Origin of the sequence: Bacteroides sp. A1C1, from assembly GCF_004328515.1 — a bacterium.
GTDB classification, from domain to species: domain Bacteria; phylum Bacteroidota; class Bacteroidia; order Bacteroidales; family Bacteroidaceae; genus Bacteroides; species Bacteroides uniformis.
Map to the genome: position 1 here is coordinate 1053982 of NZ_CP036491.1, position 14945 is coordinate 1068926.

13 protein-coding genes and 1 tRNA gene are annotated in these 14945 nt (G+C 45.0%); 7 read left to right on the forward strand and 7 right to left on the reverse strand.

Going from position 1 to position 14945, the window contains the following annotated elements; translation table 11 throughout:
* Positions 1-9: 9 nt before the first annotated feature.
* The 4 genes from lysS to EYA81_RS04565 all read left to right on the forward strand — a co-directional run bounded on the left by lysS (position 10) and on the right by EYA81_RS04565 (position 5108).
* Positions 10-1740 carry a lysine--tRNA ligase gene (gene lysS / locus EYA81_RS04550; RefSeq protein WP_117974281.1) on the forward strand — a complete coding sequence of 577 codons (1731 nt, stop codon included), beginning with the start codon at positions 10-12 and terminating at the stop codon, positions 1738-1740.
* Between the two features lie 100 nt (positions 1741-1840).
* On the forward strand, positions 1841-2836 hold the full coding sequence (locus tag EYA81_RS04555; RefSeq protein WP_044467854.1) for an NAD(P)H-dependent glycerol-3-phosphate dehydrogenase: 996 nt from the start codon (positions 1841-1843) through the stop codon (positions 2834-2836).
* A gap of 48 nt (positions 2837-2884) precedes the next feature.
* Complete coding sequence (locus tag EYA81_RS04560; RefSeq protein ID WP_117600007.1) at positions 2885-4222, forward strand: glucose-6-phosphate isomerase; 1338 nt, start codon at positions 2885-2887, stop codon at positions 4220-4222.
* 130 nt (positions 4223-4352) lie between these two features.
* Positions 4353-5108: an HAD family hydrolase gene (locus tag EYA81_RS04565; protein WP_117964099.1), complete on the forward strand. Its 756-nt coding sequence runs from the start codon at positions 4353-4355 to the stop codon at positions 5106-5108.
* Positions 5109-5246: 138 nt separating this feature from the next.
* Here EYA81_RS04565 and EYA81_RS04570 read toward each other — a convergent pair whose 3' ends face one another.
* Positions 5247-5873, reverse strand: a complete 627-nt coding sequence (locus EYA81_RS04570; RefSeq protein WP_117964232.1) for a hypothetical protein — start codon at positions 5871-5873, stop codon at positions 5247-5249.
* Between the two features lie 201 nt (positions 5874-6074).
* On the opposite strand from EYA81_RS04570, the gene EYA81_RS04575 reads away from it, so the two are divergent.
* On the forward strand, positions 6075-6512 hold the full coding sequence (locus tag EYA81_RS04575) for a PepSY-like domain-containing protein (protein ID WP_005833165.1): 438 nt from the start codon (positions 6075-6077) through the stop codon (positions 6510-6512).
* A gap of 403 nt (positions 6513-6915) precedes the next feature.
* Here EYA81_RS04575 and EYA81_RS04580 read toward each other — a convergent pair whose 3' ends face one another.
* The 5 genes from EYA81_RS04580 to EYA81_RS04600 form a co-directional block, all read right to left on the reverse strand.
* Positions 6916-7797 carry an alpha/beta hydrolase gene (locus EYA81_RS04580; RefSeq protein WP_119961168.1) on the reverse strand — a complete coding sequence of 294 codons (882 nt, stop codon included), beginning with the start codon at positions 7795-7797 and terminating at the stop codon, positions 6916-6918.
* 108 nt (positions 7798-7905) lie between these two features.
* Positions 7906-8736: a MerR family transcriptional regulator gene (locus EYA81_RS04585; protein WP_118273913.1), complete on the reverse strand. Its 831-nt coding sequence runs from the start codon at positions 8734-8736 to the stop codon at positions 7906-7908.
* Positions 8737-8828: 92 nt separating this feature from the next.
* On the reverse strand, positions 8829-9302 hold the full coding sequence (locus tag EYA81_RS04590) for a hypothetical protein (RefSeq protein ID WP_118273912.1): 474 nt from the start codon (positions 9300-9302) through the stop codon (positions 8829-8831).
* 6 nt (positions 9303-9308) lie between these two features.
* Positions 9309-9950 carry a peptide-methionine (S)-S-oxide reductase MsrA gene (msrA, locus tag EYA81_RS04595; RefSeq protein WP_118273911.1) on the reverse strand — a complete coding sequence of 214 codons (642 nt, stop codon included), beginning with the start codon at positions 9948-9950 and terminating at the stop codon, positions 9309-9311.
* A gap of 121 nt (positions 9951-10071) precedes the next feature.
* Positions 10072-10144: transfer RNA gene (locus tag EYA81_RS04600), tRNA-Arg, on the reverse strand.
* 212 nt (positions 10145-10356) lie between these two features.
* On the opposite strand from EYA81_RS04600, the gene asnA reads away from it, so the two are divergent.
* Positions 10357-11394: an aspartate--ammonia ligase gene (gene asnA / locus EYA81_RS04605; protein WP_117600003.1), complete on the forward strand. Its 1038-nt coding sequence runs from the start codon at positions 10357-10359 to the stop codon at positions 11392-11394.
* 103 nt (positions 11395-11497) lie between these two features.
* Entirely contained in the window at positions 11498-12160 is a 663-nt protein-coding gene (gene ung, locus EYA81_RS04610) for a uracil-DNA glycosylase (RefSeq protein WP_117600002.1), read from the forward strand.
* Positions 12161-12163: 3 nt separating this feature from the next.
* On the opposite strand, the gene EYA81_RS04615 is transcribed toward ung, so the two are convergent.
* Positions 12164-14941: a putative LPS assembly protein LptD gene (locus EYA81_RS04615; RefSeq protein WP_131225399.1), complete on the reverse strand. Its 2778-nt coding sequence runs from the start codon at positions 14939-14941 to the stop codon at positions 12164-12166.
* Positions 14942-14945 lie beyond the last annotated feature (4 nt).

Sequence of the window (14945 nt, forward strand, 5' to 3'; positions counted from 1 at the left end):
TATAGCGAAATGAACGTATTAGAACTAAGTGAACAAGAAATCATTCGTCGCAACAGCATGAATGAACTTCGCGCGATGGGCATCGAGCCTTATCCCGCAGCAGAGTATGTAACAAATGCTTTCTCTACCGATATTAAAGCTGAATTCAACGACGATGCAGAGCCTCGCCAAGTGTCCGTTGCCGGACGTATCATGAGCCGCCGTATCATGGGTAAAGCATCTTTCATCGAATTGCAGGACTCCAAAGGACGCATCCAGGTATATATCACCCGCGATGACATCTGCCCGGACGAGGACAAGGAGATGTACAACACCGTGTTCAAACGTTTGCTCGATTTAGGCGACTTCATCGGCATCGAAGGATTCGTATTCCGTACTCAGATGGGCGAAATCAGCATCCATGCCAAGAAGCTGACCGTACTTGCAAAGAGCATCAAGCCCCTGCCTATCGTGAAATATAAGGACGGCGTGGCTTACGACTCTTTCGAAGACCCCGAACTCCGCTACCGCCAGCGTTATGTAGACCTTATCGTGAACGACGGCGTGAAAGAAAAATTCCTGAAGCGCGCCACCGTCATCAAGACCATGCGTGCCGTGCTGGATGAAGCCGGCTACACGGAAGTGGAGACGCCGATTCTTCAATCCATCCCCGGTGGAGCAAGCGCCCGTCCGTTCATCACCCACCATAACTCTCTGGATATGGACCTCTACCTGCGTATCGCCACCGAGCTTTACTTGAAGCGACTGATTGTGGGCGGATTTGAAGGTGTATATGAAATAGGCAAGAACTTCCGTAACGAGGGTATGGACAAGAACCATAACCCGGAATTCACTTGTATGGAGCTGTACGTGCAGTACAAGGACTACAACTGGATGATGAGCTTTACGGAGAAATTGCTGGAACGCATCTGTATCGCCGTAAATGGCTGCACAGAAACCGAAATAGACGGCAAGGCCATCAGTTTCAAAGCTCCCTACCGCCGTCTGCCCATCCTGGAAGCCATCAAGGAAAAGACCGGATACGACCTGGAGGGCAAGAGCGAGGACGAAATCCGCCAGGTGTGCAAGGAACTGAATATGGAGATTGACGACACCATGGGCAAGGGTAAGCTGATTGATGAAATCTTCGGAGAATTCTGCGAAGGAACTTTCATACAGCCCACTTTCATCACCGACTATCCCGTAGAGATGAGCCCGCTGACCAAGATGCACCGCAGCAAGCCGGGACTGACCGAACGCTTCGAACTGATGGTGAACGGCAAGGAACTTGCCAACGCTTACAGCGAGCTGAACGACCCGATAGACCAGGAAGAACGCTTCAAAGACCAGCTTCGCTTGAGCGAAAAGGGAGACGACGAAGCGATGTTCATCGACCAGGACTTCCTGAAAGCATTGCAATATGGTATGCCTCCCACATCGGGCATCGGTATTGGTATCGATCGTCTGACAATGTTGATGACGGGCGAATCCTTCATCCAGGAAGTGCTTTTCTTCCCGCAGATGCGTCCGGAAAAGGTTGTCCCCAAAGATGCTCCTGCACGATACACGGAACTGGGCATCCCCGAAGATTGGGTGGCTGTAATCCAGAAGGCCGGCTACAACCTGGTGAGTGACATGAAAGATGTGAATCCGCAAAAACTCCACATGGACATTTGCGGTATCAACAAGAAATATAAATTGGAACTGGCAAACCCGACCGTAAACGAAGTTGCTGACTGGGTCGGAAGAATTAAGAATTAAAAATTAAAGAATTAAATAGGCAAAATTAAAGATAGGAGGAAGGTGAAGGCGCGCTCCTTCACCCCCTTTTAATTTTTAGTTTTTAATTATTAATTTCGATATGAAACTACCCGGTAAGATAGCCATCATGGGCGGAGGAAGTTGGGCAACTGCCATTGCCAAAATGGTACTGGCCCAAGCGGAGTCGATAAACTGGTATATGCGGCGAGACGACCGTATTGCCGACTTCAAACGGCTTGGCCATAACCCTGCCTACCTGACGGGCGTCAAGTTTGATACCAAGCGTATCAACTTCAACTCCAACATCAATGATGTCGTGAAAGAATCTGATACGCTCATCTTCGTTACACCTTCCCCTTATCTGAAGGTTCACTTGAAGAAACTGAAGACTAAGATTAAGGATAAATTCATCATAACTGCCATCAAAGGTATTGTACCCGATGACAACTTGATTGTCTCGGAATATTTCACTAAGGAATATGGCGTCCCGGCTGAGAATATTGCTGTATTGGCAGGTCCCTGCCATGCGGAAGAAGTGGCTCTGGAACGCCTTTCTTACTTGACCATTGCTTGTCCCGACACCGACAAGGCTTGCACCATTGCCCGCAAACTGGCCAGTTCATTCATCAAGACCTCTGTCAGTAATGACGTTGCCGGCATTGAATACAGTTCGGTGCTGAAAAATGTATATGCCATTGCAGCCGGTATTTGCAGCGGTCTGAAATATGGCGACAACTTTCAGGCTGTGCTTATGTCCAATGCCATACAGGAAATGAACAGATTCCTGCAAACGGTACATCCACTGAACAGAAACGTAAATGATTCCGTTTATTTAGGTGACCTGCTGGTGACGGGATATTCCAATTTCAGCCGTAACCGCACATTCGGCACGATGATTGGCAAGGGATACTCCGTGAAAAGCGCGCAGATTGAGATGGAAATGATTGCTGAAGGATATTACGGTACAAAATGTATCAAGGAAATCAACAAGCATTATCATGTCAACATGCCTATTGTAGATGCAGTATACAACATTCTGTATGAGCGTATCTCGCCGACGATTGAAATCAAGCTGCTTACCGATTCATTCCGGTAAGCGCGAAAAAAGATAAAACGAAATACTGAATTTAAAACCTAGAATATTATGATTAGTTTGAACATTGAAAAGACTCTTGGATTCATCTCCAAAGAAAACGTTTTCGCCTATGAAGCCCAAGTAAAGGCTGCACAGGAAGCATTAGAGAATGGTACCGGTAAGGGCAACGACTTCTTAGGCTGGCTGCACCTCCCCTCTTCCATCACTAAAGAGCACCTGGCTGACCTAAAGGCTACCGCACAGACGTTGCGTGACAACTGCGAAGTAGTAGTAGTTGCCGGTATTGGCGGAAGTTATCTCGGTGCACGTGCGGTGATAGAGGCTTTGTCAAACAGCTTCACCTGGTTGCAAGACAAGAAAACGGCTCCGGTCATTCTGTATGCAGGACACAATATCGGTGAAGATTATCTATATGAGCTTACCGAATACTTGAAAGACAAGAAATTCGGTGTTATCAACATCTCCAAATCCGGTACTACTACTGAAACAGCCCTGGCGTTCCGTCTGCTGAAAAAGCAATGCGAAGACCAACGCGGCAAGGATATGGCAAAGAAGGTTATCGTTGCCATCACCGATGCCAAGAAAGGCGCTGCCCGCGTAACGGCCGACAAGGAAGGATACAAGTCCTTTATCATCCCCGATAACGTAGGCGGACGTTTCTCTGTATTGACTCCGGTAGGCTTGCTGCCCATCGCAATAGCAGGTTTCGACATTGAGAAACTGGTTGCAGGTGCAGTTGCCATGGAAAAGGCTTGTGGAAAAGATGTTCCGTTTGCAGAAAATCCCGCTGCCATCTATGCAGCTACACGTAACGAGCTCTACAAGAACGGCAAGAAGATTGAAATCCTCGTAAACTACAATCCCAAACTGCACTACGTAAGCGAATGGTGGAAACAGCTTTATGGTGAATCCGAAGGTAAGGAAAACAAGGGTATCTTCCCTGCTGCCGTAGATTTCTCCACCGACCTGCACTCCATGGGACAATGGATTCAGGAAGGCGAACGTACCATCTACGAAACTGTCATCTCCGTGGAAAAGACACAGCACTCCCTGCAGGTACCTTCGGACGAAGCGAATCTCGACGGACTGAACTTCCTGGCAGGCAAGCACGTGGACGAAGTGAACAAGATGGCCGAATTGGGAACACAGCTTGCCCACGTTGACGGCGGCGTACCCAACATGCGCATCGTTATCCCTGCACTGAATGAAGAAAGCATCGGAGGTCTGCTCTACTTCTTTGAAATAGCTTGCGGCATCAGCGGTTACATTCTGGGAGTCAATCCATTCAACCAACCGGGTGTGGAAGCATACAAGAAGAATATGTTTGCACTGCTGAACAAGCCGGGCTACGAAGAAGAGTCCAAAGCCATCCAGGCAAGACTTTGATAAATCAGGAATTGAGAGTTGAGAATTGAGAAATGACTGTGCAATAAGCGCAATGAAAAGCCGTTTCCCGATTTTCAACTCTCAATTTATTTACCCTGCATTTCTTAATTTTTAATCCTCAATCTACCAAGTGTTCGAAAACTCTATCGCCCGTTATCTGGAAAAGCACGGGCATTCCAACATCCAATTGAAAGCAGTTCTTTTTGACATGGACGGCGTACTGTTCAACTCCATGCCCTACCATGCCGATGCCTGGCATAAAGTAATGAAACGCCATGGCCTGCACTTGAGCCGTGAAGAGGCATACATGCACGAGGGACGTACCGGAGCCTCCACCATCAATATCGTTTATCAACGCCAGTATGGCAAGGATGCCACTCCCGAGATGATAGAAAGCATCTATGCAGAGAAAAGTGCCGAATTCAGTACCCACCCGGAACCGGAACGTATGCCGGGTGCTTGGGAAGTACTGCAAAAGGTAAAAGCGGCAGGACTTACTCCGGTACTTGTCACCGGTTCGGGCCAACACTCCCTGCTGAACCGCCTTGCCCATAACTTCCCCGGTATGTTTCAGCGCGACCACATGGTGACCGCCTTTGATGTGAAATACGGGAAGCCCCATCCTGAGCCTTATTTGATGGGACTGGAAAAAGCCGGAGTACAAGCCAATGAAGCTATAGTTGTAGAAAATGCACCTATCGGAGTACAAGCCGGAACAGCAGCAGGCATATTCACTGTAGCAGTCAATACAGGTCCACTGGACAAGCAGGTATTACTGGATGCCGGAGCTGATTTATTGTTTCCTTCCATGCAGGCGCTTTGTGAGGACTGGGAAAGGTTGCAAACCGCATTAGATGCCAGTAATAGCCTTCGCCACAAAGATTGACGGCGACCCAAACAATAACAGTTGATTCAGTTTATATAACAAAGTACTACTGCATACTTTATCGGTATACAGTAGTACTTTACTGATTTTTATAGTTTAATCAATATCTAACATTCTGCCGTATCGCTCTAAATGTCATTACTTGATGTACAGAAGGCATCTATTGTCTTTCTTCTTAAAACGCTCCAATCTACTCATTTTCTCCTTCTCGGTTTCTTTAATAGGGAACGTTATCCTACGAGTATCTTTATCATAATCGTACAATTCTCTGGCAGGAACTACATAAACAGATTCCGGACCGTCACCACACCATCCAAAGCCAAAAACATAAAACAAGTTTTTTATCGGACGGTTCAACAGATTAGAGTTCATATACCTTTCGTACTTTTCAATGTCTTTTATATCGAGATAAAAACCTATCTTACTTCGCCATTTACATTCTACAGCTATAATATCTCCAACTTCATGAATGGTACTCGTAGTGGTAACACACTCCATCAACAAATCCGGAGATGATGAAGACAGAGGTCTATAACCCTCAACGTATTTATCACCTCTCCAATCTAAAAGCCGCCAAAATATTTTCTTGTCACAAAGGTCCGGATAACCCTCTTTACTAATATTAGAGTTCTTCACAACCCATTCCTCAAATCTATCTCCCAAATATTTACTTTTCTTCCTTTCTTTAAAATATTGAAAGGTATCCATAAACCGATATTGGAAAACACCTACAAAATCATCGATAAACTGATTTAATATTTTCATAGCCATAATAGTCTATTGTGTCTTTAAATAATATTCATTGCAAACAAAAATTCATAGGTGAAGAGCCACAACACCCATTTTCAAAATAGATTTTTTTTCATTTCCAAAAATAGAGTTTTTTCCCAATTCTTTCCAGATTTCCTTCTCATCTTTGCAATACAAAAAACAAATAAAGTATTAATTATTAAAAAATAGAGAAGTATGAAAAAGTTAGTTATGATGTTGGTTTGTATGTTTGCAGTGCATACAATGGTAATGGCGGATAATGATAAGCCGATAGAGGTGAGCCAGTTGCCCGCGAAGGCGCAGACATTTATCAAGACTTACTTTAAAGACCATAAGGTGGCAATGGCTAAATTAGAGTCGGGAATGTTTTATAAAAGCTATGATGTGGTGTTCACGAATGGGGAGAAGGTAGAATTTGATAAATCGGGAGAATGGAAGGAAGTACGATGCAGACAAAGTGAAGTTCCTGCACAGATTGTACCGGAAGCGATACGTAACTATGTAAAGACCAATTATCCGGATGCAAGAATTCTTCAGATTGAGTACGATGACAATGAGTATGAGATAAAGTTGTCTAATCGTTGGGAAATTACATTTGACTCTAAAATGAGGGTGATTGACATTGACGATTGATGACAAGAAAGATTTTTATAAAGTATCAAGAAGCTGAAAAGAGTTGCTTGGAGAGGGTTTCTCCAGGCAACTGTTTTTTTATGCACTTCCGTACGGTAGCAGGGCATATGGTGCTGCGCTCATTGTACAACAGTGGTTGTACTACTATTCCAATTGCCCGGAGTCAACGAAGCCCCGGCTGCACTTTTGCAGTTTTTTAATCAGTGTGTCCGGAGAAGGACACTCAACCTTCTCCGGAGCTGAAAATACTGATTTATAAGGAAACGGCGCTTCTCGGCGCTTTCTGCCGGAAGGCAACTCAGGCTATGACGCTTTCAGGATTTTGGCAGACCTCACCATGGTATAGGTAGTCCCCTTAGTACAATGGCCATATCATTCAGCTTACTGAAAAATAGAGTTTTTTTCAGAGAGGTTTGTTCGGCAGAGAAATTCCAACCACAGAACGGAAGAACAACGTTTTCAGTCCGTCATAAAATCCTGGAAGAGCAACCGTTCCATGCGTCTCTTCCGGGAATTTTTTTAATACCACCCGCAAATGCCGCTTCTCCATACGAGGAACTGCACTCCCTATAAAATCATCTGTCAGGGGAAAGTGGATCAGCTTCCTATCAGGACGCGGCTGAGTGGCAAACGCAACATACAGTTGCTTTCCTGAAAAGTCAACCTTATCTACCTGCCGTTCTACCTGTTTCTGAAAATATCCTTTATCCCACCATAAACTGGGGTCTATGGCGATGTATGTATCAAATGCACCGGGATAATTCAGCAAAACATGCAGCGTGAACAACCCGGCATAAGAATGTCCGGCCAACAAGTGTTGTCCATTCACCGGCAAGTCTTGTTCTACTGCGGGGCGTAGCTCCTCCGTCAGAAAACGGCAAAATTGTCCTGCCCCACCCCCTTCCGGTTTATCGCCCGGACGGACAGTTCCGTCACGCCGGGCAGCGGAACAGGTTGGCGTAAAGTCTCTGGTCCTGTCTGTATTCAGGACAGCCACAACGATACAGGGCGGTAAGGAAGAAACTTTGGAGGTGGAAAACAAGCGAGTAAAACCTACCACCGAATGAAAAAAAGAATCACCGTCCAGCAAATAAAGAACCGGATAACTTTCCTCTTTTTCACCAGGGCGGATTGCAGGTACATACACCCAATACTCCCTAACCTCATTCAAGACATGCGAAAACAAAGTGTGGCGAGTCCCGATAGAAATAGCTTCTTGCGCTCTCAGCGGAAAACCGAGCCAAGTGACAACTACCAATATGAACAGAATATGCAGGCTTCTCATTTCAATTCTTTTTTCAGTCTGCAAAGTTCGCAGAAAATAAGTTGACTACCTATCCCTATTTTTAGGTATTCTCACGGTTGAAAGCTTTCCGCAGAAATCAAAGGCTGATTAAGAAGGTTTGATGGGCAACTGAATTTCCGTCATCCATTCATCCACCGTTTCTTTGTTCCAAATGCCGTCAATATGGCAAAACCGGGGACGGTCAATAACCTCGTATCCATTTGCCTCGGCATACGCAAAAAGCTCGGCGAAAGTTTCGGGCATATGCTCATAAGCACCGTAATGGTTGACACAGAGCGCAACCGGTACTTCCGGAAGTTCCTTGAATTTAATCAGCTCCGAATCTTCCTTGCGTTCAGCCACCGCTTCAAAAAACTCGATATCAATATCAACCCCATATTCCTCATTATATTCCACCGTGAAACAATATTCCGGGGCAGGACATTCACAACCCAAACGGTACATTTCAGGCCCGATGATATTCGGACAAAGATTGAACAGCTCCTGATAAGAGTCTATTTTACGGCGATGGGTAGCAAAAATTCTTGAAGGGAGGGATTTCTTAAACACTTTTTCCATAACATTCTCTTGTTTATGGAGTAAATTTTCCAATTTGGCAAGTTCGGTCTGCCGCCATATCAAGTGTTCAATCTCGTTTTTGCAACGTTCTATTTTAACCTTCAACAATTCAGCATCCGGAAATTCCTTGCCATCGGCAAACAACTCGGATATCTCTTCGAGGCTGAACCCTAATTGCTTGAGGTAAACAATACGGCTCATACACCGGAGCTGGCTGATGTCGTAATAGCGATACCCCGTCCACTCATCCACTTCAACGGGTATCATCAATCCTATCTCTTCATAATGACGAAGCGTCTTAACGGTCACTTGGCAAAGTTTGGAAAACTCTCCGATTTTAAACTTCATTTTATTCTTCATAAACTCATGCGCATTTTGTTTATGATGCAAAGATAGGTCCTGCCCTTAGGTACGAGTCAAGAGATTGCTTCAAAAAAAAAACACATATTTCACTATTCGCAACGGCAATAGGTATTTGCACCGCACGTACAACGAGGCAACAGCTGCTCGCTCAGTTCATTACGGTAAAATTCATACAGCTGCCGGTACATGATTTCATAGAGTGCGGCAACTTGTTGCTCCTGCTCACTTTCATTTTGAAAACGATTTTTAAAGGGATCTTCAAAATCAAAATGCGCCTGCTGCTTGGCATCCAGAGTGATAAATTTCAGTTCTTCTCCGGCTTCTTTACACAGGGTAATCACGTAGTCCCATGACCGATGCGTATAGGCCCCGACACCAGAGGGTTTCTTGCGAGACACGCTGAAACCATTCTGTTCCATCACATTGCACACGGCATCGGGAACGCAGTTCCCCTCCATAATACCTGCCGTAGAGATATTCATTCCCCTGCCAAATGCATGCAGGAGTTCCTGCGCGATACGGCTGCGGCACGTATCTTCATTACTTATTAACAGTATATCCATTGTCCGTTACTTTTCCAGATTTAAATACTCGCCATCTCCTTCTTTCTTCATCTTCGCTTTACGCGCCAAGTCGAACAAGGCGGGGTTAATGTGGCAATATCCACCCGGATTTTTGTCCAGATAGTCTTGATGATAATCTTCGGCAGGATAGAAGTTCTTCAAAGGCTCTATCTCTACCACCAACGGACGGGAGTAGTTGGCAGCCAGCCGGTCAACAGTTTCACGAATAACGGGCAGGTCGGCGGTATCCGTATAATAGATACCCGTGCGATATTGTATACCTCTATCACCTCCTTGCTTATTGAGGCTGGTAGGGTCAATCGTTTTGAAATAAAGGTCGATAAGGAAAGGCAAGTCCACCTTATCGGCGTCATACTGTACTTTTACGGTTTCGGCAAAGTCCGTGGTGCCGGTACATACCTGCCGATAGGTAGGATTGGCTATATTTCCATTGGCATATCCCACCTGGGTAGCCTCCACACCTTCTATTTGTTTCAGGAAATGTTCGGTACCCCAAAAACATCCTCCTGCCAGATAAATCTCTTTCATTGGTTTCATGTCTGTTCTCCTTTCTGACCGTCCTTCCGGCTTACCGGCATAGGACAGACCAATCATTAACATTGCAAAAATAAATATTATTTGTTTCATACCTCTGCCTCTATGGAAATTATAACAAGAAAGAGAACCGTATGGTTGACTTTTCTGGATGTATTGTATAAAAAAGGACTCCCTTTGCAAAGTATTCATGCAAAGGGAGTTCCTTTCTTTGTGACCCCGGTGCGATTCAAACGCACGACCTTCAGAACCGGAATCTGACGCTCTATTCACTAAGCTACGGAGCCAAATGTGGATGCAAAAGTATAAAAAAATTAGCAGATTCCTAACATTCAAACGCTTTTTATATCAAACCGAGGAATATTTTTATTATTACTTTGAGAAGAACAACCGCAATTACACAAACATTTTGCTATTTTTTTTCACAAAATAGAAGCAAGTATTAATATTATTCCTATCTTTGCCGAACAATTTAACAGAAGTTATACTGAATAGATTTATGAGCTACCTGATAACACCTGAAGGTTACAAACCTTTATTGGACCTAAAACAGACTGAATTAGGGATTAAACAAATTAAAGAGTTTTTCCAATTAAACCTCTCTTCCGAACTGCGCCTGCGACGTGTGACAGCTCCACTGTTCGTATTGAAAGGAATGGGTATCAATGACGACCTCAATGGAGTGGAACGTGCCGTGACTTTCCCTATCAAAGATTTGGGTGACGCCAAAGCTGAAGTGGTACACTCCCTCGCCAAATGGAAACGCCTCACGCTTGCCGAATATCATATCGAACCAGGATATGGCATCTACACAGACATGAATGCCATCCGTGCCGATGAAGAGCTGGGTAATCTGCATTCCCTTTATGTAGACCAGTGGGACTGGGAACGCGTCATTACTGCCGAAGACCGCAATGTGGAATTCCTCAAGGAGATAGTAACCCGTATCTATGCAGCCATGGTGCGCACAGAATATATGGTATATGAGATGTATCCGCAAATCAAGCCTTGCCTGCCCCAGAAACTTCACTTTATTCATGCCGAAGAATTGCGCCAACTATATCCGGACTTGGAACCCAAATGCCGCGAACATGCCATTTGCAAGAAATACGGTGCGGTGTTCATCATCGGTATCGGATGCAAGCTGAGCGACGGAAAGAAACATGACGGACGTGCTCCGGACTATGATGACTATACCAGCAAAGGACTGAACGACCTCCCCGGACTGAACGGTGACCTCTTGCTATGGGACCACATCCTGCAACGCAGCATCGAACTTTCCTCCATGGGTATCCGTGTAGACAAGGAAGCCCTGCTTCACCAGCTCAAAGAGGAAGGCGAAGAGGAACGTCTGGAACTTTACTTCCACAAACGCTTGATGAATGATACACTGCCGCTTTCCATCGGCGGCGGTATAGGACAGTCCCGTCTCTGTATGTTCTATCTGCGCAAGGCGCATATCGGTGAGATACAAGCCAGTATCTGGCCAGAAGATATGCGCAAAGAGTGTAAGGAACACAATATACACCTGATTTGATATACGTTTATCCCGTCATATAATATAAAGTTCAACCCTCAAAAGGTTGGACTTTATTTTTTATTTTGTACTTTAGCATCCGAAACTACTAACAGATCCAATTATGAATGTTCAAATAGAAGAAAGCTGGAAAGCACATCTGCAACCTGAATTTGAGAAAGATTATTTCCGTACATTGACTGATTTTGTACGGGACGAATATGGGAAATATGCCATATATCCTCCGGGAAAGCTGATATTCAATGCATTCAACCTATGCCCTTTTGACAAAGTAAAAGTCGTGATAATCGGTCAAGACCCCTATCATGGTCCGGGACAAGCACACGGACTTTGCTTCTCCGTAAATGATGGTGTTCCCTTCCCTCCTTCCCTACTTAATATTTTCAAGGAAATAAAAAATGACATTGGCACTGATGCCCCCACTACCGGAAATCTGACACGCTGGGCAGAGCAAGGCATATTGCTGCTCAATGCTACCCTCACCGTACGTGCACACCAAGCCGGTTCTCACCAAAACCGCGGTTGGGAAACATTTACAGATGCGGCCATCCGCATTCTCGCCGAAGAAAAAGAGCATCTTGTATTTATTCTTTGGGGAGCCTATGCCCAACGCAAAGGGGCATTCATCGACCGTAACCGACATTTAGTACTTACCTCGGCACATCCATCTCCCCTATCCGCCTATAACGGCTTCTTCGGGAACAAGCATTTCAGCAAAACGAATGATTACCTGAGAGAGCACGGGGAAAAGGAAATCGTTTGGTAAACATCAATACCACTGAATATTACTCTGAGTCTGGCTTCTCTGTTCCCATTTCAAGTCCTGCAGGATACTTGCATTGGCACGAATGGTAAAGTTATAGTATTTCCATCGTCCGAAAGGTGATATGGCAGCCGTCATGCTGAAACAGTGTAGGTCACGTGTGATGTTAAAAGCGGTCTGCGTTATCTCCTTCGCATTGAAGTCATAACCGGAATTGAAGCTGACAGCCCATTTATTGGTAAGCTTGACGTTACCGTTTATATTAAGGGAATTCAGGCTGAATTTGTACGGATAGCGCATGTTCTTACGATTAATGGGCTTACTGGTGTCTTCCGTAATATTGAAACCGGTACTGAAGTTGATGGACCAAGGCATCTTGAATACCTGATAACCGTCAGCGTCGGCAGCAGCCTTTTCAGTCTTCTTCTTCGGAGTACCACCCTCGGTGGCTTCCCCCTCCATATCACCGTCTTCCTCCGTCGAAGCATTCTGATCCTGGTCCTGCTCCTCATCATCCTTCTGACCGGTGAAGAAGTTCCTTATCTTCTTCCACGAATCATTGTTCACAGTCCAACTGAAGGATGTACCATATCCAGACCAACGGCCAAAACGACCATAAGACCATTCTGTACGGTTACCGGGCACCACCCTTCCGTTCTCGTCAAACTCGTAGGCATAAGTGGCAAAGGTAGAGTTCATACTCAAAGTATAACTCTTACTCAACTTCAGACGAAGATTAAAGGTCAAGTCACTCCAAGGACGCACCTGGGCAGCTGTGTTGTAACTGATACCCATAGTCAAATCGTCAATCAGGCTCACCTTGCGGATAGAGTCATTCTTATCCTTGAACTTCATTTCAAGGTTGTTAGAGATATTGAAACTGATAAGTCCCTGCTTTCCCCCACTTGGCGGAGTGAATACCTGACCGGCATAATAAGAATACTGCACAGTATCACGGACACCATTCTGATCCTTTATATAAGAATCGTAATAGCCATAACGGTATGAAGTAAAATCGGGCGCAGCGCTGAAACTGATAGAGGGGGTGATGACATGACGGATCTGTATCTCCTTCTTCTTCATGAACAGCGGCTTGTACATGCCATAAAGTTTAGTGTTGATACCCAAACTGGCACTGTAGTCATACACACGGTGAAAACCGTAAGTCGTATCGTTTACCTCCTTGCCTTGCTCATCATCCCAGTCCTTCTTCACCTTGCGGGTGTACCAACGCTCTGTATAATTCACAGAAGGTGTAACATTGAAGTATTTGAATAAAGTAAACGTGGCACTTACAGGAATCTCATGCTGCATACCGTTCTCCCAATCGCGTATCAAGTTCTTTTTGAACAACAGATTGTCTTTCGTCTTGATGCTGTTCTTCAGACGACCGGTATAACGTACTGAAATCTTCTCATACCACCTTTCATCTCCAACAGCATGTTTACGTTTAAAAGGGAAAATAGTACTCAAGGAAATGGTCATGTCAGGCAAAGTCACAGCAATAGAAGAGTCTTTCATACTTTGTGCAATATTACTTGACATGGAAATATTCAAATGCTGATCAGGAAAGTTGCGCGAATAGCTGACACTGGAAGTCTTGGTATTCTGAGACATAGCCTGCGAATTGTACATATTGTCAATATTGGTACGCTCATAACTACTAGTAGCAAAGTTCACACTGGCAGAAAAAGTAGAATTAGGATTTGCTTTAGGATCCTGCCGATGAGACCACACCACTTTGAAGTCTTTGGCAACTGAGTAGTCGGGCAAGCCTTTGTCACCGGTCTTAGTCACCTGATAGCTCGCCTGAAGCAAACCGGAATATTTATAACGCTTCACATAGTTCGACTCCATATTAAGCGCCCAAGAGCCTTTCGTAAAGATATCCGCCCTCAGCTTCAAATCCATTTGATCACTGATGGCAAAATAGTATCCACCGTCAGTAAGACCAAAACCACGATTAGAGTCATCCATATAGGTAGGCATCAGAAAACCAGACTGGTAACTGCTTGAGAACGGAAAAAAGAAAAACGGAACGGCAAGAGGGAGCGGTACATCCTCTACAACCAGATAGGCAGGTCCCGTCACTACATTCTTTTTCGGACGCACTTTGGCATAGGTCATCTGCATATAAAAGTGAGGATGATCATGATGATCACAAGTCGTGTAACGCCCACTTTTCATATAAAGCTCATCATTATTTCCTTTTTTTGCATTGTTACCAGTCACATACCCTTCACCCTGCTGGCTAACAACATTACTGATAAGCCCTCTTTTACTCTTGAAGTTATAACGGATAGTGTCAGTTTCGTAAGAGGTGTCTCCATCTTTAAAAACCGGACGTCCTTTAGCTGTCCCTACAGAATCGACTACACCACGAGCAAAAACCGTGCTATTATCCATATCCATAGAAATAATCTCAGCTTCCAAATCAGCTCCTGGATAACTCACTTTCCCTTGACCGTAAAGATGAGCAAAACCACTCTGTGTAAACACAATGGAGTCATTGGCTTCATAAGCGACGGGAGCATCCAGCGCATCCTTCTTGGGAGGAGGGGGAGCTATCGTATCTTGTCGCAACGAGTCATTGGGCAATCCCGCCCCATGTTGTAAAGTGTCTCCCACCTGCAAGGTGTCGCCACGTTGCAATGAATCCGTCCGTTGGGTATCCGGAGGTACAACCTTCCCTCTACGATGCTGAGAAGCAGCTCCACCAGAGAGAAGAAGCAAGACGAATAGTAGTATGAATGATATGAATGTATTTGCTTTCAATGGCGTCATTAAC

Bases quoted from the DNA above. Each gene is read 5' to 3' on its own strand.
- lysS (WP_117974281.1), top strand. From the start codon at position 10: ATGAACGTATTAGAACTAAGTGAACAAGAAATCATTCGTCGCAACAGC.
- EYA81_RS04555 (WP_044467854.1), top strand. From the start codon at position 1,841: ATGAAACTACCCGGTAAGATAGCCATCATGGGCGGAGGAAGTTGGGCA.
- EYA81_RS04560 (WP_117600007.1), top strand. From the start codon at position 2,885: ATGATTAGTTTGAACATTGAAAAGACTCTTGGATTCATCTCCAAAGAA.
- EYA81_RS04570 (WP_117964232.1), bottom strand. From the start codon at position 5,873: ATGAAAATATTAAATCAGTTTATCGATGATTTTGTAGGTGTTTTCCAA.
- EYA81_RS04575 (WP_005833165.1), top strand. From the start codon at position 6,075: ATGAAAAAGTTAGTTATGATGTTGGTTTGTATGTTTGCAGTGCATACA.
- EYA81_RS04580 (WP_119961168.1), bottom strand. From the start codon at position 7,797: ATGAGAAGCCTGCATATTCTGTTCATATTGGTAGTTGTCACTTGGCTC.
- EYA81_RS04585 (WP_118273913.1), bottom strand. From the start codon at position 8,736: ATGAAGAATAAAATGAAGTTTAAAATCGGAGAGTTTTCCAAACTTTGC.
- EYA81_RS04590 (WP_118273912.1), bottom strand. From the start codon at position 9,302: ATGGATATACTGTTAATAAGTAATGAAGATACGTGCCGCAGCCGTATC.
- msrA (WP_118273911.1), bottom strand. From the start codon at position 9,950: ATGAAACAAATAATATTTATTTTTGCAATGTTAATGATTGGTCTGTCC.
- asnA (WP_117600003.1), top strand. From the start codon at position 10,357: ATGAGCTACCTGATAACACCTGAAGGTTACAAACCTTTATTGGACCTA.
- ung (WP_117600002.1), top strand. From the start codon at position 11,498: ATGAATGTTCAAATAGAAGAAAGCTGGAAAGCACATCTGCAACCTGAA.
- EYA81_RS04615 (WP_131225399.1), bottom strand. From the start codon at position 14,941: ATGACGCCATTGAAAGCAAATACATTCATATCATTCATACTACTATTC.